Here is a 23346-nt window from a genome sequence, read left to right on the forward strand (position 1 = left end):
TTCGACGGTGATTCTCAAAATCTTGGGTTTTCAAACACCGAATAAATTATCTTGCGCTAAAGTCACAATTATTTAACAAGTGCATAAAAACTCATTTGTAAGAATGAAAATCAAATTCGCCCTTATTTGGTGGTTACTCGTTCCTGTTTTCGCATTCGCCCAGGAATTGGCGCCCATCGTAAAATACAGTCCCGCTACCTACAACGCCGGAAACCAGAACTGGATGATATCGCAAGATGCCCAGCGGTTCCTGTTTTTCGCGAACAACGAAGGATTGCTTGAGTTCAACGGTTCGGCCTGGACGCTTTATCCGTCGCCCAACGAAACGATCATCCGTTCGGTAAAAGTGGTAGGCGACAGGGTGTACACGGGTTGTTATATGGAATTCGGCTATTGGACGAGAGATGCCAACAACCATCTGAAATACCATTCGCTGAGCAGCAAGATCAAGGACAAAATCGTAGACGACGAGCAGTTCTGGAACATTTTCTCGTATGAGCAATGGATCATATTCCAGTCGTTGAACCAAATCCATATTTACGACACCAAGACGGGCAAGTTCAGCGTCATATCGCCAAAAAACCTGATTTTAAAGTCGTTCCAGGCCAATAATTCGATTTATTACCAAGTCGCCAACGAAGGTCTGTACGAAATAGAAAACGGCAAGGGCAAGCTCGTTTCGAATCATCCGGTTGCGGTAAACAACAAGATCGTGGCGATTTTTTCGGCCGATGACGGATTGCTGCTCCAAACCCAACACAACGGGCTTTTCACGTTCATCAACGGGAATTTCGCGCCTTTCTTTTCAGATGTGGACGACCAGATCATCACGAGCAGCGTATACAGTTGCCAGCAATTGTCCGACAAGGGATTTGCGATCGGTACGGTTTCCAACGGGGTTTTCATCCTTTCGGCAAACGGGAAACTGCGCTACCACATCACCCAATACAAAGGTTTGAGCAACAATACGGTGTTGTCGATATTCGAGGATGCCGACCAGAATTTGTGGATCGGGCTCGACAACGGCATCAACTGCATCAACCTGCAGTCGCCCATACGAAGCTATTCGGACAATACGGGTTCTTTGGGAACGGTGTATGCGTCGCTTTTGCACAACGAAAAACTATACATCGGCACCAATCAGGGATTGTTCTGCAAAACGTACAATTCGAGCGAACCGTTCCAATTCATCAAAAACACGAAAGGGCAGGTGTGGTCGTTGTTCGAATACCAGGGTACGATCTTTTGCGGACACGATTCGGGTACGTTCATCATAGAAGACGTCAACGCCATCCCGATTTTTTCGGCATCCGGAACTTGGGGATTCGTGAAAATTCCGGGCAAACCCGATTTGTTGCTCCAAGGTAATTATTACGGTATTTCGGTTTTGCAGAAAGCGGGCAACCAATGGAAGTTCCGCAACAAAATCTCGAAGTTCGACTATTCGGCGAAACACTTTGAAATCTCGAATTCACGCGATGTGTACATCAGTCACGAATACAAAGGCGTGTTCCGATTCCATCTCGATGCGAATTTCACCACATGTTCCGAACTGACGATGCTCACGACTCCCAAAAAAGGCAAGAACGCGAGTTTGATCAAATTCGACAAGAACATCTACTATGCCAACAAGCAAGGGATTTATGTGCTCGACGATGCCCAGAAAACGTTCCGAAAAGACAAAACCCTGAGTGCCGTTTTTGAAAAGGACGAATACACGTCGGGCAAGCTCATCGCCGACAGTTCGAACAAATTGTGGTTGTTTTCTAAAAATTACATCCATTATTTCACTGTGAACAAAATCGGTAACGAACTAAAAAAGAACACCATACCGATTCCGTTGTCGCTAACCGGCTCTATGTTGGGATATGAAAACGTGACGCGTCTGTCGAACTCGATTTATCTGATCGGCACGACCGACGGTTATTACACGATCAACCTCAATGACCTGAGATTCAAAAGCAACAGCGTTTCCATCACGAACGTCACGATCAACAAAATCGACGAAAAGCTGATCAGTTGTCCCGTCAAGAGCGGAGGCGAATTCAATTACGACGAGAACAACATCATCCTCAATTACACCGTACCCGAATACAACAAGTACATCTACACCGAATACCAATACATTCTCGAAGGCCTTCAGGAAGAGTGGAGCAACTGGTCGGCCAAGACGACGGCCAATTTCAAGAATTTGCCACCGGGCGATTACACGTTTAAGGTACGCGCGAAAATCGCGAATTCAAATCCGAAAAACCTTGCCGTTTACAGTTTTACGATCTGCAAACCTTGGTACGCGACGAATCTGGCGCTCGTGTTGTACCTGATTTTGTGTGTGTTGTTGGCGCTTTACATCCACAAGGCGTATAAGGAATATTATCGCAAGAAGGAACAAAAGCTCATCGAAGAAAACAACCTGTTGCTCGAAATAAAAGAACTCGAGAACGAACAGCAGCTCATGAAGCTCAAGAACGAACAATTGTCGAGCGATGTGGACAGCAAAAACCGCGAATTGGCCGTCTCGACGATGAGCTTGATGAAGAAGAACGAATTGCTTGCGCTGATCAAAGACGATTTGAACAGAACCGGAACCGACAAAGACGACAAGAGCATAAAATCGGTGATCAACACGATCAACAAAAGCATTTCGGACGACGATTCCTGGACCATTTTCAAAGAAGCGTTCAACAATGCCGACAACGACTTTTTGAAGAAGATAAAACAGTTGCATCCGTCGCTGACACCTAACGATTTAAGGTTGTGCGCTTACCTCAGATTGAATCTTTCGTCTAAAGAAATCGCGCCTTTGCTCAACATTTCGGTGCGAAGTGTAGAGGTCAAAAGATATCGTTTGCGTAAAAAAATGGATTTGCCTCACGAAAAAGGGGTTGTCGAGTACATCCTGTCGATTTAAGCATGTAGGATTTGACATGGTTTTAACTATACATCAACCATACGCGAAGCCAACAAATTACCATACAACACCAACGATTTGAGCCCGTGTTTGCAGCTAAAACGGTGTCAAACGAGGCTCTCGCGAGAAAGGTTGTTAAAAGCCGTTTTTGTATAGTTTCTTTAATCGGTCGATTTGATTTTCGAAATGCAAAAGATGTAGTTTTAGCGTATTGACAATTTTTAAACAGGCTTTTTGCCAAACTCAAAAATAAGACCCTAAATAAATGGCAGATGAGCAAGAATCGCATCGTTAGGCCAAGTTGAAATTTATCATTCCAAAAACCCAACCAAATAGACATTGAAATGAGAAAACTAATTTTACTATTAACCCTTGCCCTTTTTTCGCCTTCGGTTTTTTCCCAGAACGACAAAGTTGTTGTGGTAAACGGCAGTGATGGTTCGAAATTGGTAGTCAACGGAAAAGACTTCATCGTGAACGGGATGAACTGGGACTACTATCCGATAGGCACCAATTTCACGTATAGTTTATGGACCCAATCGGACAGTTTCATACAACAGGCGCTAGACAACGAAATGGCACTGCTCAGGAACATGGGCGTCAACACCATCAGGGTTTATTCGGGCATGCCCAAAAAATGGATCGAATACGTGTATGTCAATTACGGCATCTACACGATGATCAACCATTCGTTCGGCCGCTACGGATTGACCATAAACGGCACTTGGACGCCAAACACCGAATATTCCAATCCTGCAACCCGCGACATGCTTTTGTCGGAAGTCAAACAATTGGCGACGGAATACAAAGACACCAAAGGTTTGTTGCTTTTCCTGCTCGGAAACGAAAACAACTACGGCCTGTTCTGGGACGGAGCCGAAACCGAAAACATCCCGGTTCCGCAACGCGTCTCTACAAAAAGAGCGGTTGCGATGTACAAATTGTTCAACGAGGCCGCGGTTTCGATGAAACAGATCGACACTTCGCATCCGATCGCGTTCTGTAACGGAGACCTGATGTATCTCGACATCATCGCACAGGAATGTAAAGACATGGATATTTTCGCGACCAACGTCTACCGCGGCACATCGTTCGGAGACCTGTTCGAACGCGTGAAAAAAGAATACGGGAAACCGGTTTTGTTCGCAGAATTCGGCGCCGATGCGTTCAATGCGCTGACCAATCAGGAAGACCAGACTTCACAGTCGTATTATTTGCTGAGCCAGTGGAAGGAAATCTACCAGAATGCCGCTGGTGTCGGCAAAGCACAAAATGCGCTCGGCGGATTCACGTTCCAATTCAGCGACGGCTGGTGGAAATATGGTCAAACCGACAACCTAGAGGTACACGACGGCAACGCATCGTGGTCGAACGGAGGTTACATCCGCGATTACGAGCAAGGCCAGAACAACATGAACGAGGAATGGTTCGGGATTTGCGCCAAAGGTCCTACCAACGAGAAAGGTTTTTACGAACTGTATCCGCGCTCGGCGTATTACGTGCTCAAGGAAGTGCACAAGCTGAATCCGTTTTCAGCTTCGTTGACAAGTATCGACAGCCATTTCAACAACATCCAGGTCATGGATGCGACGTTGAGGGCAAGAGGCGACAAAGCGGCTCTCGAAAGCAAGCAAGGCGGATTGATCCGTTTGAGCAAGCTAAGAGCGGAATTCACCACGTTCAACACGGGCGGTTCACTGATCACGACTCCAGACGAGCCGAAACCGAATACCACCGAATATCCGAACAAGCTAGGTTTCGACCATATGCAGTCGTTTTATGTAGGTGTGGAAGCCAATCCGTCGGCCAATATGCGAGCCAATGTCGAGGTCAACATTTTGGGTAACGTGGCCTTGAACCCGATCGACCAGATCTTCTATGAAAACCGCGGACGTCCCGTAACCGTCGAGAACAACAACCAGGACATGCGACTGGATTCGAACAACCGCGTACAGGTGTACAGCGCGAGCTATCAGTGGAACCAAAAATATTTCAACCTTAACGGATTTTACAGAACCGGCCATTACCATTGGGGTTACGAAGGCGATTTCTTCGGATTGTATCCCGAAGCCAACTACGGACCGGCCATGGATATTTACAACGGCATCGCGCCACTCGGTTTCGAAGTAGAAGGCAAAAAAACCTTCAGCGGGTTGAAGCTCGCTTTCGGACCGCAGCTTTGGTGGGGTGCGAACCCGGCGATCTTGCTCAAGTATTCCAAAAACGTCGGTAAGTTCGGCTTTACCGGGATTTTCCACGAAGACCTCGAGCAGCACACCAATACCGAAAGTTCGTTCGCGATCCCGCAACCTAAAACCAGACGTTTCACATTACACGTGAATAGGAAATTCGGGAAATTCGGAATCGATCTGGGCGGAATCTGGGCCGGATCACCGTTGAACGGAAGAGAATACCAATTCGTAAGAGGTTCGGGAGCTGGCGAGCAAGTCTTCCAAAGCGAAATCGAATCGAAAGACAATTGGGGAGGAAAAGCCAAATTCACCTTTACAGGCGGAAAATTCAACTGGTACGGACAAACGGCCGCCATGGGATTGGTCGCAAACGGAGGTGCCGACTACACCCAAACCTTCACCGGATGGAGGCTCAAAGACAGCGGAAGCGGCAACCAATACAATTTCCTGACCGGATTGACCTATACGATCGGCAAACTCCAGATCGCACCAAACTTCCTATACCAAAAGCCGCTTGAAGGACCGATCACTTCAGACGTTCCGGCTCCGGGAAGACCGAGGAACATCCTCGACGATCCGTTCGTGGTCAGAGGAAACAGGGAACAAACCGCAGCAGAAATCCTGTTTACGTTCGACCCGACTCCGGGCACCTGGATGTACAATTGGGACAGCGACCGTACCGAAGATTCGAAATTCGCGGTAAGCGCCGGATTCGTATTCCGTCATTATCCGACCTCGCAGGACGCCGCCATCGGGATCTTGCCCGACGGAAGGACGACTTTCGCATTCGACGGAGCCGCTCCTGCAAAAGACCTTTACGAAGTCAACGCGAGAATCGTATCGAAACTCACGAACGACTTCGGTATCATCGCCAACCTTTACACAGGCGACGCTCAGGCGAACGGCAGCGATGCGAGAACCATCCACCGCTACGGAATGGATTTGCGCATGATCTACAGGAATCTCAAATTCAACTCTTCTGTGAAAGTCAACGATTGGGGTCCATACGATTACCACCGCGATTACAACCTCACGTTCCCGCTCCAATTGATGGGCGACCTTTCTTACGAAATAGGAAAACCGGATTGGTTCTGGATTCCAAGGACAAGAATCGGCGTACGCGGCACATGGAGGTCGCTCGACCAATACTCGCCACGATACAACCCTACCCAAGTGCTCGACGCTTCGGGCCAATGGGTTCCCGATCCGACCGCAATCGGTTTCCCTAACGGAAGCGAGTGGGAAATCAGGACCTATATTCACATCAACATCGGTAATTAAAAAATTGAAATACTATGAAATCAAATTTTAAAACCCTTTTGGCCGCGCCACTGTTGTTGTGCATCATCGCACTGGCGGTTTTCGGCTGCGAAAATGATCCCGACGATTTCGAGCCGGCGTCATATTCCAAAAATCCTGAAGTGTTCATAGATACGTTCAGTTCAGGGCTTATCTATTCGTCTTATGGCGGTGCGGTGGCCGACGCTTTCCAGGTCGATACAGACGTCACGTACAACAATTCTGCGGCTTCGATGCGTTTCGACGTGCCCAACGTGAACGATCCGTCGGGTTCTTACGCCGGAGGTTCTTTCTACACGAGCGTCGGGCGCGATTTGACAAAATACGACGCGTTGACGTTCTGGGCGAAAAGTTCGGTGGCTGCCACAATAGACGTGGTCGGTTTCGGAAATGACTTCGGAGACAACAAATACCAGGCTTCGATAACCGGTTTGCAAATCAGCACGGCCTGGAGAAAATACATCATCCCGATCCCGGACGCCGCGAAACTCACAGCCGAAAAAGGCATGTTCTTTATTTCTGAAGGACCCGAAAACGGCAACGGCTACACGTTTTGGGTAGATGAAGTCAAGTTCGAGAAACTCGGCACGATCACGCCTCAACAACCCCAAATTTTCAACGGACAGGATGTTGTCCAGACGTCTTATGCGGGCGTGACCACTACGATCGACGGATTGGTCTGCGCGTTCAATATGCCAAACGGCATCAACCAAATCGTCAATGTGACGCCGGCTTATTTTACGTTCACGTCTTCAAACCAGTCGGTCGCGACCGTAAACGAGCAAGGCATCGTGACGACGGTCGGTGCGGGAACAGCTGTGATCACGGCTACGGTCGGAGGAGTCGACGTATTGGGCTCACTCACGATCAATTCGGCGGGAACGTATGTGCATGCGCCGACACCTACGCAGAATCCGTCGAACGTGATTTCGATTTTCTCGGATGCGTACCAAAACGTACCGGTAAACTATTACAACGGATTTTGGGAGCCGTACCAAACGACCCAATCGGCCGATTTTGCGGTAAATGGCGATAACGTGCTCAACTACACCAACTTCAATTTCGTCGGTATCGAATTTTCAAGCCCTACGGTAGACGCTACAGGTATGTCGCACATGCATCTTGACCTGTACATTCCTAACGCGCTTCCGCCAGGATCGAATTTCAAGGTCGGACTCGTCGATTTCGGAGCGGATGGCGCTTTTGGCGGAGGCAACGACACCAATTTTACGCTGACGTTCACCGCGCCGACATTGATTTCCCAAAACTGGGTCAGCCTCAACATTCCGCTTGCCAATTTTACCGGATTGGCCAACAGGGCGCATTTGGGACAAATCATCCTTGAAGGCGCGAACATCACCAATTTCTACGCCGACAACATTTATTTCTACAACGACGGAAGCGTGATTCCTCCGGTTCCGACCGCAGCCGCGCCGACGCCTTCATATCCGGCATCCGACGTGATTTCGATATTCAGCGACGCCTATACCAACGTGGCCGGTTCGAACCTGAACCCGAACTGGGGACAATTGACCGTGGTTTCCCAAGTGCCTATCGCAGGCAACAATACGTTGAAATATGCGGGATTGAACTATCAGGGATTGCAGCTCGCGAGCGGATTGGACGTGTCTTCGAAAAACTTTTTACACCTCGATTATTATTCGGCCAATTCATCGGCGCTCAACGTATACCTGATCAGCACCGGACCTGTAGAAAAACTGCAGTCGCTGACGGTTCCAACCACAAGCGGATGGAACAGCATCGATATTCCGCTATCGTCGTTCGCGCCGGTAAACCTTACCGATGTGATTCAATTGAAATTTGACGGAAACGGCGACATCTATCTCGACAACATCTTGTTCAGGAACTGATAATCGCAAGTCTTACACTCTAAAAGATATAAAATGAGATATTTTTCAAAAAATAGTATTTCGAACAGACGTTTGGCGGTTTGCTTACTGGCTGTGATTTCCGTATCGGTCTCCGGATGCAACGAAGACGACAAGCAAAGTGTTTCAGGCCGTAATTGGGATTTGGTCTGGAGCGATGAATTCGACGGTGCGGCAGGCGAGTTACCCGATGCCTCGAAATGGGGTTTCGATTTGGGCAACAACGGAGGTTGGGGCAACCAGGAACTCGAAAACTACACGAACGATCCCGAAAATGTCTCTTTGGATGGCAACGGGAACTTGGTGATCACGGCGATAAAAGCCGGTAATTCGTACACTTCGGCAAGAATCAAGACCCAAACCCTGTTTTCCCAAAAGTACGGCCGATTCGAAGCCCGTCTCAAAACGCCATACGGTCCCGGAATCTGGCCTGCATTCTGGATGCTGGGTGCCAATGTCGGCGAAGTAGGCTGGCCACAATGCGGTGAAATCGACATCATGGAACTCAAAGGACAACAACCGAACATCATCCACGGCACGGTTCACGGCCCGGGATATTCGGCCGGAGGCGCGATTTCGTCGTCCTATGCGTTGCAAAACAGCCGTTTCGATCTGGAGTATCACGTTTTTGCAGTCGAATGGTCTGAAAACAAAATCGATTTCTTCTGCGACGATTTCCTGTACAAGCGCATCACGAAAAGCGATGTGCCGGGTCAATGGGTGTACGACCATGATTTTTATATGATCCTCAACATAGCCGTCGGGGGCAATTACGCAGGGTTTCCTACATCCCAAACACCTTTCCCGCAAAAAATGATAGTAGACTACGTAAAAGTATACCAATAAGCCATTAATTTTTTAAGAATGAACGCTCGAATGCCAAGGTATTTCGGTCTGTCATTAATCGCATCGCAAAATGAAAAAACGAATATCCCTACTATTCCTATTGCTATCCGTTTCGGGAATTTCACAACAAAAAAGCATTGACCAGAAAATAAACGAGTTGTTGGCTAAAATGACTTTGGAAGAAAAGGTCGGCCAGCTCAACCAATACACCGGAGACAATACCGTGACTGGTCCATTGACGATAAATCCGAACAAAAAGGAAGAGATCAAAGCCGGGAAAATTGGCTCGATGCTCAATATTTTAGGTTCGGAATACACGCGTCAATACCAGGAATTGGCGATGCAGTCGCGTTTGAAGATTCCGTTGCTTTTCGGCCTCGACGTGATCCACGGATACAAAACCACGTTCCCGATCCCGTTGGCCGAAGCCGCGAGTTGGGACATGGCGGCCATAGAACTTTCGGCTCGTGTCGCAGCGCGTGAATCGGCGGCAAGCGGCATCCACTGGACGTTTGCGCCAATGGTCGACATTGCGCGCGATCCTCGTTGGGGACGCGTCATGGAAGGAGCAGGCGAGGACACATATCTAGGTTCGAAAATCGCCTACGCACGTGTCAAAGGATTTCAAGGAAACAAACTGGGCGATTTGAATTCGGTGATGGCATGCGCGAAACACTTTTTGGCGTACGGAGCGGCGATCGGCGGACGTGATTACAACTCTACCGACATAAGCGAAAGAGCGTTGTGGGAAACCTATCTGCCTCCGTTCAAAGCGGCACTTGACGCCGGAGCGGCTACGTTCATGAACTCGTTCAACGACATCAACGGCATTCCGGCGACGGGTAACAGACGCATCCAGCGCGATATCCTCAAAGGAAAATGGAACTTCCAAGGTTTCGTGGTTTCCGATTGGGGTTCGATAGGCGAAATGGTCAACCACGGCTATAGTCAAGACAAAAAAGCGGCCGCGTATTCGGCCATCACAGCCGGTAGCGACATGGATATGGAAAGCAATTCCTATCGTTACAACCTCGAGCAATTGGTCAAGGAAGGGAAAGTTTCGGAATCGTTGATCGACGACGCCGTGAAACGCATCCTTCGCAAGAAATTCGAACTCGGCTTGTTCGACGACCCGTACCGTTACAGCGACGCCAAACGTCAGCAAAAAGAACTAAACAATCCAGAAAACACCAAAGCGGCGCGTGAAGTTGCGGCTAAAAGCATCGTATTGCTCAAAAACGAAAAGAACGTTTTGCCACTTTCGAAAGATGCCAAAACCATCGCTTTCATCGGGCCTATGGTCAAACTCAAAAGAGCCAACCACGGTTTTTGGGCCGTAGACCTTAAAGATGTCGATTCTACGTACATCGTTTCCCAATGGGAAGGCATGCAACGCAAAGTCGGCAAGAACACCAGACTGCTTTACGCCAAAGGTTGTGGGATTACCGATACGAGCAAAGCGGGTTTCAAAGAAGCCGTAGATGTCGCCAACCAAGCCGATGTAGTGGTTTTGAGCGTAGGTGAAAGACCCGACATGAGCGGGGAAGCCAAAAGCCGCAGTACGATAAACCTTCCGGGCGTACAGGAAGATTTGATCAAAGAACTCCAAAAAACGGGTAAACCGATCGTAGTCTTGGTCAACGCCGGACGACCGCTCGTCTTCAATTGGACGGCCGACAACATGCCGACGATCGTCTACACCTGGTGGTTGGGTTCCGAAGCGGGCAACGCGATCGCAGACGTGCTTTTCGGCGATTACAATCCGTCGGGTAAACTGCCGATGTCGTTCCCGAGGGCAGAAGGCCAGATCCCGATTTATTACAACCACATGAGCACGGGCAGACCGGCCAAGAACGAAGACGACAAAATGTACGTTTCGGCCTACATCGACTTGCAGAATTCGCCTAAATTTCCATTCGGCTACGGCTTGAGCTATACGTCGTTTAAGTATTCCGATATGGTCATGTCGAAAAGCAAGATGTCGAAAAACGAAACGCTCGAAGTCTCGGTTACCGTTGCCAACACCGGAAAAGTTGCCGGCGAAGAAGTCGTGCAGCTTTATTTAAGGGACAAGTTCGCGTCTGTCGTGCGTCCCGTAAAAGAGCTCAAAGGTTTCCAGAAAATAAAACTCGCGCCGGGCGAAAGCAAGACGGTTGCGTTTGTGATCGACAATGAGAAATTGTCGTTTTACCACGAAGACCTCGAATTTAAGTCGGAAGCGGGAGAATTCGATGTGATGATCGGTTCTTCATCCGAAGACATCCGTTGCAAAGGAGGTTTCGAACTTATAGATTGATCCATATTTATACTGACTTAGCTATTGGAAAAGCCGCCTTTTTTTTGGGCGGTTTTTTTATTGCCGATGACGAGATCGAATCTTTATTTCAAACGCAATTCCATTTGGATATTGCATCGCTTATACGGCGTGGCACGACCCACGATTTTCTCAAAACCCAACTTGTAGTAAAGGTTGATCGCCGGCGTGAGAATGGTGTTGCTTTCGAGGTAGATTTTTTTGGCTCCTTGTTTCCGCGCCTCTTCTATCACGGCTTGCCCTAATTTTAATCCGATGCTTTTTCCTTGTGCTTTTGGCGATACGGCCATCTTCGCGAGTTCGAAATCATAGTCGGGATCGTCCATTTTGATCAACGCGCAAACGCCGAGCGGTTCGTTTTCATAAAGCGCCACGAAGATTTCCCCGCCTTTTTCAAGGATTGATTTTTCGGGATTGTCGAGCGCCTTGCTGTCGGTTTCCTCGATTTCGAAATAGTTGGAAATCCATTCCTCGTTGAGCTGTTTGAAAGCGGTTTTGTATTTGGGCTCGTATTCGACGATTTCCACATTGGCGCTTTCACGCAGTTTCTTTTGCTCCTGAACCCGTTTGAAAAGCGATTTCTTTTGGAGCAGGAATTCCCATTCGGCTATGGCTTCCCACAAATTGTTGGTCGATTCGGCCATAAGCCCTTCGACAGCCAATTCTACATCTTTGGTTTGGATGCGCAAGGTTTCGGCGAGTTGCGTCCCTTTTTTGCTCAAGCCGACAACATTGCGGCGCTTATCGTCCGACTTTTGGTTGCCTTTGACAAGTCCTGCGCCAGACATTTCCTTTATGATTTTGGTGACCGAAGGCTGCGAATGCCTGATCTGCTCGGCGATTTCTGTAATGGTTTTCTCTCCATCTTCCGAAAGCACGAAAAACACGGGAAACCATTTGGGCGAGAAATCCACATGATACATTTCATAGATTTTTGATGCGTCTTCGGTGACTTTTGCCGTAAGAAGGCGCAATCTGCTGCCGATGGCCACTTTGCCTGTTTTCTGAAAAATATCCATAATCATTTACATAACTGATTATGCAATATTAGAAAAGATAATTTTTCGTGACAACAACTTTATCTTTTTTTTGAGATTTAAAAAAAGCGGTTTGCGATTGCCTAATTTTATAAGTCATTGACTGTCTTTTGCCTATCGCTTTCCGATAGGCATTCCGATCCCTTCCATCATACCTTGCCAGAATGTGATGTAGGTCACGTAACCACCTTTGGATACCGCCGTTACTTTGTATCAAAGTTTTAAATACAAAGAACATGAAAACACAAACGATATTAGTTACGGGCGCTTCTTCAGGAATCGGGAAAGCCATCGCAAAATACTTCCTCGACAGAGGCGACAACGTGGTCATCAATTCTGCAAGCGCCGAAAAATTAGAGAAAGCCTATTTCGAATTGGGAGCAGGCGCGAATCTTTTGACGGTTGCGGGCGATGTAAGCAAACCTGAAACCGGCAAGAAATTAGTGGCCGCTGCAGTAGAACGGTTCGGTTCGGCCGACGTATTGGTCAACAACGCCGGCATATTTGGCGTACGACCTTTCACAGAGGTGGACGAAGCCTATCTCGACGGTTTTTTGAACACGAATTTCAAAGGCACGTATTTCACGACCCAAGCCGCCATTCCTCAAATGCTTGAGCAGAAAGGAGGCGTCGTGATCAACATCGGAACTCCTCTCGTCAACAAAAGCATAGGCGGAATGCCTGCAACCGCGGCACTTTCAAGCAAAGCCGCGATACACACACTTACGATCCAGCTCGCCGCCGAGTTCGGAAAGAAAAACATCCGCGTCAATACGGTAGCGCCAGGCGTGGTGCGCACACCGATGCACGGCGACACAAGCGATCAAATGGCCGGGCTTCATTTGGTAAATCGCGTAGGAGAGTCGGATGATATTGCCGAAATGGTGTATACCGTTGCCAAGAGCAATTTCATAAATGGCGCCATAATCAATGTAGACGGAGGTTTAGGTGCCGGCTACAATCTTAACTGAACGTTTTTTTCTAAAAATTAAGCACAGAAAAAATGAAAACAAAAGTAAGCAAAGGCCTGATAATCGGTGTACTCATTGCAGCCGCTCCGGTTTCGGCCCAGAAAAAGGCAGATGATAGCATCCGCCCTTATGAGGTACACATCGCCGATGAAAAACTCTCAGACCTCAAACAACGCATTTCGGCCACCAAATGGCCAGACCAAGAACTTGTAAAAGACGAAACGCAAGGAGTACAACTTGCTACGATGAAAGCGCTCGCCGATTATTGGGCCAACCAATACGACTGGCGCAAAATGGAAGCCAAACTAAACGCTTTGCCACAATTCGTCACGACGATTGACGGTGTCGACATCCATTTCATCCACGTACGCTCGAAACACAAAAACGCGCTTCCGGTAATCATTACCCACGGATGGCCGGGGTCGATAATCGAACAAATGAAAATCATCGGGCCGCTCACCGATCCTACGAAATACGGGGGTAAAGCCGAAGATGCGTTCGATGTCGTGATTCCGTCGCTTCCGGGACACGGGTTTTCGGGAAAACCTACCGAATTGGGGTGGAATCCGGTACACGTGGCAAAAGTCTGGATCAAACTCATGGATCGGCTCGGCTATAAAAAATACGTGGCTCAAGGCGGCGATTGGGGCAACGCGGTTTCCGAAAATATGGCCGTGATCGCACCCGCAGGATTGTTGGGAATCCATACGAACATGGCCGCAACGGTTCCCGCCGAAATCTCGAAAGCTTTGGCCGAAGGAAAAATGCCGAACGGGCTTTCGGCCGACGAGCAAAATGCGTACAAACAACTTGATTTCTTCTACAAAAAAGGATTGGGTTACGCGTCCGAAATGAGCCTGCGCCCGCAAACGCTTTACGGCATAGACGATTCGCCCATAGGCCTTGCCGCCTGGATGCTCGACCACGACGATCGCAGCCAAAAACTGATCGCACGCGTTTTCGAAGGCAAACAAGAAGGCTTGACGCGAGACGACATTCTCGACAATATCACATTGTATTGGCTTACGAATACAGGCATCTCTTCGGCTCGTTTTTATTGGGAAGCATCCCAAAATGCTACGGGCGGTTTCTTTGATCCGCGCGGTTTGAAAATCCCGGTTGCCGTAAGTGCTTTCCCCGATGAAATCTATGCCGTGCCGAAAAGCTGGGCAGAACGCGCGTATCCGAAATTGATTTACTACAATGCATTGGACAAAGGCGGACACTTCGCAGCCTGGGAACAACCCAAAGCGTTCACCGAAGAATTGCGGGCGGCGTTCAAACCGTTAAGATCGGGTTTAAATGTCAAATAAGCGAATCCGTAATCAATAAAAAGCACGCAAAATGAAAACTTTAGTATTGACCGCCTTGCTGTTTTTAGGTTATCATGGCGAGGCACAAAAATCGAATACGATGAAAACTCAAAACGAAGATTCCCGCAAAATTTCAGAAATACTCGAAAAGGATTATTTCGAAGGGATTTATACAGGCGACGTGGCGCGTCTTAAAAAAATCTATTATCCCGGCACGCTGCTTTTCGGAGACGTGAAAGGCCAGCCTTACGCCAAAACATTACCCGAATACCTCGACGGCATGGCGCATCGTCAAAGCCCGAAAGATTCCGGAAAACCGTTTAAAGGACAAGTGTTGGACATTAAGGTCACGAATTCGATCGCGATTGCCGAGGTAAAAGTGAAAATGTACGATTTCGATTATCACGAATACCTGTCTTTCCACAAACTCGACGGAAAATGGCTGCTCGTGAACAAAATGATCAGCGATGTAGCCGAAAGCAAAACCAACGTCGTCGCCGAGAAAAAATCGAACCTGATCGCCACGCTCGAAGTATTGCCGGGATTCGAATCCGAAGTCAAAAAAGCCATGAGCAAACTGGCTGCCGAGACGCAAAAAGAAGCCGATAACGAACTGTTTATCGTGAGCACAAGAAACGAATCGCCTCTTACGATAGTCGTTTACGAAATATACAAAAGCGATGCGGCCTTCGAATACCACAAAACGACGCCACATGCCCAAGCGTTTTTCGAATTCGTCAAAGGCAAGATTAAAGACGACAACATCGACCTTGATTTTTTGACCTTGTCGCCACAATAAAGATTCAACCACAGACTAACCCAGTCGGGTTGGAAGTGAGAAAGTGAACCATCGTGCGGCATTCCATGAGAGGACCGTCCAATGGGGGAGTTGTATGGATGTGACCACTGCTTGAAATTCAAGTGGTGGTCATTGGCGTAAGAAATCGGAAGTTGTTCGCGGATTTCTCATTTATTCCGATATTTGGTCGAAACTGCAACCCGATGAATTTCCTATTCCATCTTCGCGGCGCCGACGAACTCAAAGCCGAGCGCGGACACGTTCCTGAGGCGTTCTATGAAGCCGTGCAACAGGTCGATACAGACGATTTTGTCTATGCTTACGACGGTGGTTTCGTACATTCCGTAGAAATGCATGACCGTCTTTACAAACCCGACACGTTCAGCAGTTACGTGATTTTTAGGCTTGTGATCGCCCCGAATTCAGAAATTGGAACAGATTTGCTGCAAGAAGTAGTAGTAAAACTAAAAGAAGCCAATTTCGCGAGGCCGGTCGAGTCACACCATCACTACCAGGTTTTCTCTTTGGAAACGATCGACACTTCTTTCGATGATGATTAGTAACAAAAAAAGAAAGAGGGAACTAACACGATCCCTCTTCTCCAATGTTCAACTAAGCGTAAAAGTTAAAGGCTCGGCAGCAATACCTTGTCGATTACGTGGATGACGCCGTTCGATGCCTGCACATCGGTAACGGTTATATTGCTGACACGGCCGTTAAAGTCGGTAATTTTCGGGCCGCCCGTAAGGCCGATCGTGAATGAATCTCCGGCGAAAGTGTCTACCATCATTCCGTCCGTCAAGGCACTCGAAAGCACGTTGGCATTCGTGACGACGTGATATTTTAGGGTTTTTTCCAAAGTCGCTTGTGGAATGTCATTCAAACCTGCAAGGCTAAGTTCGGTAAGAAGGCTCGCAAAAGCGGTATTGGTCGGTGCGAAAACGGTAAAAGGTGAATTCGCCGATCCGGATAGTATCCCCACAAAATCGGGTTGGTCGTCTCTCGTCAACGCCTGAACCAAAACCGAAAAGTTCGCGTTGGCAACTGCATGGTTCACGACTGTCGGCAATCCGATAACGCCATCGACGATATGGATCACGCCGTTACTCGCCTGAACGTCGGCCGTTGTTACGGTAGCGCCGCCATTTGCCGTTCCGCCGTTAATGACCACACCGCTCGACGTATTGATGTACATACTTAACGTATTGGTGGTCGAGGCGCTTCCTTTCGCTAACGTTTTCACATAACCCGTAGCCAATTGGCTCGAAGTGGTTTCGCCCGAAATGACGTGGTTGAGCAGGATTTCTTTCAAAGCCGCAACAGGAACGGCATCCACATTCGCGTATCCGTTCGCCTGGAGAAATGCATTGAACGCGGCATTCGTAGGAGCGAAAACCGTGTATTGCGTATTGCCGTCTAAAGTTGCCACAAGATCGGCCCTGTCGAGCGCGTCTACAAGAACGCTAAGATTCGCATTTGCCGACGCGATTTCTGCAATCGTCTGTCCCGAATTGTTCGAACCGTCATCATCGCTGCTGCACGACCACGCGCATACGGCCAAGCAAAGCATCGCAATTTTTTTTAATTGTGTTTTCATTTGTGTTATCGTTATTGTTTACCTAAAGTTAACACCGCAATTTATTTTGTTTAACACAATTATAAAAAAGTTAAACAATGTTGATGTGATAATTCGTACGTTTTCTCACCAATTACTCGAAATCGCACTGAGATAGAGGAATAGCAGCGTGTCGACCCAATTAAGATTTATCGTAAAATTGAACAAACGCTCCACAAAAGCTTGTACTGAGAACGATACTTCCGATTTTACTAAAAAAACAAACCCCGAAAAAACGAGTTTCCGGGGTTTGCCAACTATTTTGGGTCAGTTTATTTCTTGACGATCTTGAACGTCTTCGAAGCGTTTTCAGACGAAGCTTTCACAAGGAAAGTGCCCGCAGGAAGTCCCGACATGTCGATTTGCGTTTGGGCCGCATTCACCTGTTTCGCCATGATTTTCTGTCCTAGCAAACTGAAGATTTCCACTTGCGTAAGCTCGCCTTCGTATTCGATGTTAAGCACGTCGCTCACCGGATTCGGGTAAATCCTGAACGCTTTCGGGTCAAGGTCGCGTACGCCCAATTCCGTAACCGGGATACATGCCGACGTCGCCGAGCATTCCCCGACCGTGATCACGGCATAATAATCTCCGATTACCGTCGGTGTGAACGATTGTCCGTTTTCGCCAGCGATCAAAACGTTCGCACAAGTATACCATTCGTATGTCGCACCAGCTTGTGCGGCGGTCAAAATTCCCGAAGTCAAGGTCACTGCCGCGTTTGGAGCAGGAGTGACGCTTATCGTAATTTCGGATGAAGGCAAAGAATCGCAATTTCCGTTATTTACGGAAACCGAATAATTTCCTGAAGCTGAAACCGTGATCGATTGCGTCGTAGCGCCAGTTGACCAAACGTTTCCTGTCGCGGAAGATGAAGTCAAAGTCACTTCACCGCCTTCGCAGAAAGTCGTTGCGCCAGAAGCCGAAATCGTCGGAGTCGCAGGCAATGGATTTACCGTTACCGTTGTCGCCGTCGATGCAGCTGACGAACAAGTTCCGTTATCTACCGTAACCGAATAATTTCCTGAGGCCGAAACCGTGATCGATTGCGTCGTCGCGCCTGTTGACCAGATGTTTCCGGTTGCCGAAGATGAAGTTAGGGTAACGCTTCCACCTTCGCAGAAAGTTGTCGCGCCAGAAGCCGAAATCGTCGGAGTCGTCGGCAATGCGTTTACCGTAACGGTCGTCGCCGTCGATGCAGCCGAATCGCAGTTCCCGTTATTTACCGTTACTGAATAGTTTCCAGAAGCCGAAACCGTGATCGACTGTGTCGTCGCGCCATTTGACCAAACGTTTCCTGTAGCAGAAGAAGAAGTCAAAGTCACTTCCCCACCTTGGCAGAAAGTTGTCACACCTGAAGCCGAAATCGTCGGAGTCGTTGGCAATGGGTTTACCGTTACTGTTGTCGCCGTCGATGCGGCTGACGAACAAGTTCCGTTATCTACCGTAACCGAATAATTTCCTGAGGCCGAAACCGTGATCGATTGTGTCGTCGCGCCTGTTGACCAGATGTTTCCGGTTGCGGATGAAGATGTCAAAGTCACACTTCCACCCTGACAGAAAGTCGTCGCGCCAGAAGCGGAAACCGTTGGCGTCGCTGGCAATGGATTCACAGTGACTGTCGTAGTAGCCGAAGTAGCCGAAGCACAAGAGCCGTTGTCCACGAAAACTGAATACGTTCCCGAAGCTGAAACCGTGATCGATTGTGTCGTCGCGCCGTTCGACCAGTTATTTCCGGTTGCCGAAGATGATGTCAATGTCACGCTTCCACCTTGGCAGAATGTCGTTGTTCCGGAAGCTGAAATCGTCGGTGTTGCAGGCAATGGATTCACTGTAATTGTGGTCGCCGCCGATGTTGCCGATCCGCAACCTGAGCCCGCCACCGAAACCGTGTAGTTCCCTGATGCCGAGACCGTGATGGATTGTGTCGTTGCACCGTTCGACCAAGTATTTCCCGTTGCAGCCGAAGACGTCAAAGTAACGCTTCCGCCCTGGCAGAACGTCGTTGCGCCCGAAGCTGAAATCGTTGGTGCAACCGTTGCCGGATTCACCGTGACCGTCACTTCGTTTGAAACTGCCGAATCACAAGTTCCGTTATCCACATAAACCGAGTATGTTCCCGAAGCAGAAACCGTGATGAATTGCGTTGTCGCGCCGTTCGACCAAACGTTTCCGGTAGCCGATGACGAGATAAGCGTCACGTTTCCGCCTTGACAGAAAGTAGTCGCGCCTGTCGGAGTGATCGTTGGCGTTGCGGGAAGCGGGTTCACCGTAACCGTTGTCGCTGCCGAAGCGTTCGACGTACAGCCGCCGCTCGTCGTCGAAACGGAGTAGTTGCCTGAAGCCGTAACCGTGATCGATTGGGTCGTCGCGCCGTTTGACCACAGGTTTCCGGTGCTGATCGAAGACGTTAAAGTCACACTTCCGCCCTGGCAGAAAGTCGTCGCACCTGAAGCCGTGATCGTCGGAGTTACCGGCAATGGCGTAACCGTCACGTTCGTGTTGGCCGAAACTGCAGACGTACAGCCTGAATTTGTCACCGAAACCGAATAGATTCCGGCTTGTGTTACCGTGATCGATTGTGTCGTCGCGCCTGTTGACCAGAGGTTTCCGGTTGCAGAAGATGAAGTCAGGGTCACGCTTCCGCCTTGGCAGAACGTCGTTGCGCCCGAAGCCGAAATCGTCGGTTGTGCCGGAATCGGGTTTACCGTTACCGTTGTTGCAGCCGATGAAGCCGAAGCACAAGTGCCGTTAGAAACCGAGACCGTATAGTTTCCTGAAGCCGAAACCGTGATGGATTGCGTAGTCGCACCTGTAGACCAAGTGTTTCCGGTTGCTGCAGATGACGTCAAGGTCACGCTTCCTCCTTGGCAGAAAGTCGTTGCGCCAGAAGCCGAAATCGTCGGAGTTGCCGGAGCCGGATTTACCGTCACCGCAGTCACCGCAGACGGAGCCGAAGCACAAGTACCGTTGTTGAACGTAACCGAGTAGTTTCCGGTAGCCGAAACCGTGATCGACTGTGTCGTGGCACCGTTTGACCAGACGTTTCCTGTTGTTGCGGATGATGTCAAGGTCACACTTCCGCCCTGGCAGAACGTCGTCGCGCCAGATGCTGTGATTGTCGGAACAACTGCGGTAAATGTCGCGCTGATTGTGTGGTTAGCCGATACGTTCGAGAACGTGTACGTCGTGATTGCCCCTTGTGAAACGCCATCGACCAAAACGTCGGCAATGAGGTAAGCACAGTTTGGCGTGATCGTGTAGGTTTGGTTCGTACCTGTCGGAACGTTTGTCGTTCCAGCCGGAGTAACCGTTCCGCCCGTTCCTGCCGAAGCCGAGATCGCGAAACCTGCCACGTTGCTTTCGCTCGCGCCCGGAGTCGGGGTCAAAAGATTTCTTGGAAAACAGTCGTAATCTGTCGTGACGCTAGGGATTGGAGTTCCGATGCCATCGATGGTCGGGTTGCTTCCCGCCACGAGGTGCAAGTCGTTCTGTGAAGCGAAAACAGGAAGAACCTGGATGGAGTTCGCGTCTTTGCCCGAAACCGCCTGCCACGCAGCGAGATTGGCGTGAGCTGTTCCCACGGCAGTCGAAAGGCCGCCGGAACGGAATCCGCCTGCCTGGGCACCGCCTATGTAAAATACGTTGTTGTCGGAAACCAAATTGTTGAAAGTGCTGCTCAACGTACCGAAAGCGTAGGTTTTCGTGTTGGCCGTTCCTGATGCGATCTGCGTGGTCGAAATGATGTTGTTTTTCATTTCCACAGAAGGATCGAGACCTGAAATCGCGATGCCGTAGCTTGGTGATTGAATCGATCCAGCACCGCGGTCACCATATAGGTTGATCGTGTTGTGATAAAGTTTCGTGACCGAAGCGACGGCTCCGACCACCCAGATTCCAGCCGTATGGTAATTGCCTTGTGACAAGCCCGCCACGTTGCTGATCATGTTGTTTTGTATCACATTGGGCGCGCCTGTAGAGGTTCCCGAAATCGCGATACCCGCGGCCGAACCTCCAAACGAAGTCGCGTTCGTAGCTCCCGTGACCAAATTGTTCGCCACCAAAGCACCGCTGATTCCGCCGCTTGTGACGCTTGGTGAATACGCTTGCCCTGAGCCGATGGCCAAAGCCACTGTTTCGGAAATACTGTACGCACTCGGAGTTTCAACGAATACTTTGTTGTACGTCACCTGTGGATTGATCTGGTGCGAGATGAAAACCCCGTTCCGACCGACCCTATCAGTGCCAGTACCCGAAACCTCGTTTTGGGTAATGACCAGGTTCATGTCCTGGTTAGAAACGCTCACACCTGCCGAATAGAAGCCAGTAGCGACTTTCTTGGCCGAACAGTTTTCCACGCGGTTGTTTTCGTTGTGTGCCGTAGACGGAACCGCAATCGAGTTAGGGAACATGCGGAACATGACACCATATCCACTCGTAGCCGCATAACCTTTAGTGTTGATGTTCTTGACCGTGTTGTTGTTCGCGCCAGCCGCAGCCGACTGGAACAAGATTACTGCCGAATTCGCACTCGTATTGTTCACGAAAGAAAGTTGGCGCAAAGATGCGTCTCCACCAACGAGGCAACTTGCAGCAGTCGCGCCCGTAAGCGATCCGTTGATAGTCACGTTGTCGGTGCCTTCAAAACGGAACAGGCCGAGGTTGTCGACGCTGTTGCTCAATGTTCCTGTAACGGTTCTTGGCGCTCCGAATGGCTGGATCAGTACTGGTTGGCCGCTCGCGATTTCATTGAGGGCGTGCTTTCCGGTTTCTCCCGTGATGTCAGAGATGATGTTGATCGTAAGCGGTCCAGAAACACCGGCTATGCGCGTGTTGATGGCTTGGAAAATTCCGCCGTCGTTCGTAAGCGATGGGTAATCGCCACCGACTCCGACAGTATAAGTTCCCTGCATCGGAGGCAATACGTCGGTAATGGTCAAGGTAGCTGTCGCGCCGTTTGCAATCGTCGTCCCGTTGGGATTCGAAAGCGTCAGGTTGATCGTTTCCGCATTGTCGAGCACGAAGTCGGCATTGACCGGAATCGTAAAGGTTTTTGGCGTCATGTCACCGTCGGCCCAAGTCAAGGTTCCTGAAACTGCTGTGTAATCGGTTCCGGCGATTGCCGTTCCGTCGCTTGTGGCGTAGTTGATTGAAACTGCGCCCGTTGAGCCGCCGTTTCGGTTGACCGTGATGGTGGCCATCGTATTTTCTGATGCCGTGAACGTCGCGTTGTCAAACGAAACATGCCCCGCTGAACCCGGTGTGGTGTAAAAAATCTGGATGTTGGGACGCCCGCTTTCCGGAACGCCGTAATCGTCTTCGTCAAAAGGCGATGTCCAGGAATACCAATATTGTGAAGAATTGGTTGGTCCTAATGACCATCTGAATTGTTTGGCGTTAATCGATTCACTTATGGAGTTTCCACCATCAGTAGCGACCACAACGCGGATGTTGTTGCCAGTGTAAGTCACAGGTGTCGCAAACGGAATGTTGATCCAGCCGCCCGGCACGAACGCGGCAGAAGGCATTGTTCCGGAATACTGTGCCGCTCCGGAAGGTTCAACATTTGAATAAATCGATGAAAAGAAACTTGTGCCGGTTCCCGCATTGCTCAAATAGACCTTCAAAGGTGTATTCTGCGGCCCGTTGGCGGTCTGCAGGTAATAGCGGATGCCTGTGATCGAAGAACCTGCGGCTATGCCAAGTTCGGCGGCCGTGTAGTAAGAGGCCAATCGCTCGTGGTTATCGTTTACGGAAATCGGCCGATTGTCCAGGAAGCCGTAAGTGTTCCCCGCAGGAATCGTCACTTGGGCCGATAGGGCCTGGCATGCAAAAAAGACCAGGCTCAACATAAGGAAAGACCGCAAGCGTTGCCATCTTTCCGAAATAGGGTAATTCTGTTTCAAGATCAGTTTATTAGAGATTAATGCTAAGTGATTTATTGTAAGGAAAATCCGCCAAACATAATGATTAAATAGTCGGAATTTTCACTATAAAAATTTTTTTATGTAAAAAGAAATGTTACGATTCGGATTACAAATTCGAGTATGATCCCGATTTGATTTCTGAATTCGCGCCAATTCACATGCAAGGATAGTCCAAGAAAAGTTCAAAATTTTGGCGAATGAACGAACGCTTGCATTCGCAGGATTTTCGTCGG

General features: G+C 49.2%; 12 protein-coding genes. 9 read left to right on the plus strand and 3 right to left on the minus strand.

The genetic code is table 11. The annotated features are described in order from the left end of the window. Window positions 1–103 precede the first annotated feature (103 nt). From HZF10_RS05980 to HZF10_RS06000, 5 genes are all read left to right on the plus strand, one after another. Entirely contained in the window at window positions 104–2911 is a 2808-nt protein-coding gene (locus HZF10_RS05980) for a helix-turn-helix and ligand-binding sensor domain-containing protein (protein WP_176005271.1), read from the plus strand. Window positions 2912–3255: 344 nt separating this feature from the next. Then, window positions 3256–6384, plus strand: coding sequence for a glycoside hydrolase family 2 TIM barrel-domain containing protein (locus tag HZF10_RS05985; protein WP_176005272.1), 3129 nt, complete (start codon window positions 3256–3258; stop codon window positions 6382–6384). 14 nt (window positions 6385–6398) lie between these two features. Beyond that, complete coding sequence (locus tag HZF10_RS05990) at window positions 6399–8273, plus strand: Ig-like domain-containing protein (RefSeq protein ID WP_176005273.1); 1875 nt, start codon at window positions 6399–6401, stop codon at window positions 8271–8273. Between the two features lie 33 nt (window positions 8274–8306). Next, a complete protein-coding gene (locus HZF10_RS05995; protein WP_176005274.1) occupies window positions 8307–9137 on the plus strand; it encodes a glycoside hydrolase family 16 protein in 831 nt (276 codons plus the stop codon). 70 nt (window positions 9138–9207) lie between these two features. Continuing rightward, the gene (locus HZF10_RS06000; RefSeq protein ID WP_176005275.1) at window positions 9208–11433 is read left to right on the plus strand and encodes a glycoside hydrolase family 3 N-terminal domain-containing protein; all 2226 of its coding nucleotides are present in this window, start codon (window positions 9208–9210) and stop codon (window positions 11431–11433) included. Window positions 11434–11516: 83 nt separating this feature from the next. Here HZF10_RS06000 and HZF10_RS06005 read toward each other — a convergent pair whose 3' ends face one another. Continuing rightward, on the minus strand, window positions 11517–12470 hold the full coding sequence (locus HZF10_RS06005; protein WP_176005276.1) for a bifunctional helix-turn-helix transcriptional regulator/GNAT family N-acetyltransferase: 954 nt from the start codon (window positions 12468–12470) through the stop codon (window positions 11517–11519). Between the two features lie 254 nt (window positions 12471–12724). On the opposite strand from HZF10_RS06005, the gene HZF10_RS06010 reads away from it, so the two are divergent. From HZF10_RS06010 to HZF10_RS06025, 4 genes are all read left to right on the plus strand, one after another. Beyond that, window positions 12725–13459 carry an SDR family NAD(P)-dependent oxidoreductase gene (locus HZF10_RS06010; protein ID WP_176005277.1) on the plus strand — a complete coding sequence of 245 codons (735 nt, stop codon included), beginning with the start codon at window positions 12725–12727 and terminating at the stop codon, window positions 13457–13459. Between the two features lie 32 nt (window positions 13460–13491). Next, window positions 13492–14772, plus strand: a complete 1281-nt coding sequence (locus HZF10_RS06015; protein ID WP_176005278.1) for an epoxide hydrolase family protein — start codon at window positions 13492–13494, stop codon at window positions 14770–14772. Between the two features lie 31 nt (window positions 14773–14803). After that, a complete protein-coding gene (locus HZF10_RS06020) occupies window positions 14804–15571 on the plus strand; it encodes a nuclear transport factor 2 family protein (protein WP_176005279.1) in 768 nt (255 codons plus the stop codon). Between the two features lie 203 nt (window positions 15572–15774). After that, window positions 15775–16131 (plus strand): hypothetical protein, encoded by a 357-nt coding sequence (locus HZF10_RS06025; protein ID WP_176005280.1) that lies wholly within the window; start codon window positions 15775–15777, stop codon window positions 16129–16131. A gap of 65 nt (window positions 16132–16196) precedes the next feature. Here the strand turns inward: HZF10_RS06025 and HZF10_RS06030 are convergent, their stop codons facing one another. Continuing rightward, window positions 16197–17168: a fasciclin domain-containing protein gene (locus tag HZF10_RS06030; RefSeq protein ID WP_176005281.1), complete on the minus strand. Its 972-nt coding sequence runs from the start codon at window positions 17166–17168 to the stop codon at window positions 16197–16199. Between the two features lie 290 nt (window positions 17169–17458). After that, window positions 17459–23092 (minus strand): T9SS type A sorting domain-containing protein, encoded by a 5634-nt coding sequence (locus HZF10_RS06035; RefSeq protein WP_176005282.1) that lies wholly within the window; start codon window positions 23090–23092, stop codon window positions 17459–17461. Between the last annotated feature and the right edge of the window lie 254 nt (window positions 23093–23346).

It is taken from the genome of Flavobacterium agri, from assembly GCF_013401995.1.
Classification (GTDB): Bacteria; Bacteroidota; Bacteroidia; order Flavobacteriales; family Flavobacteriaceae; genus Flavobacterium; species Flavobacterium agri.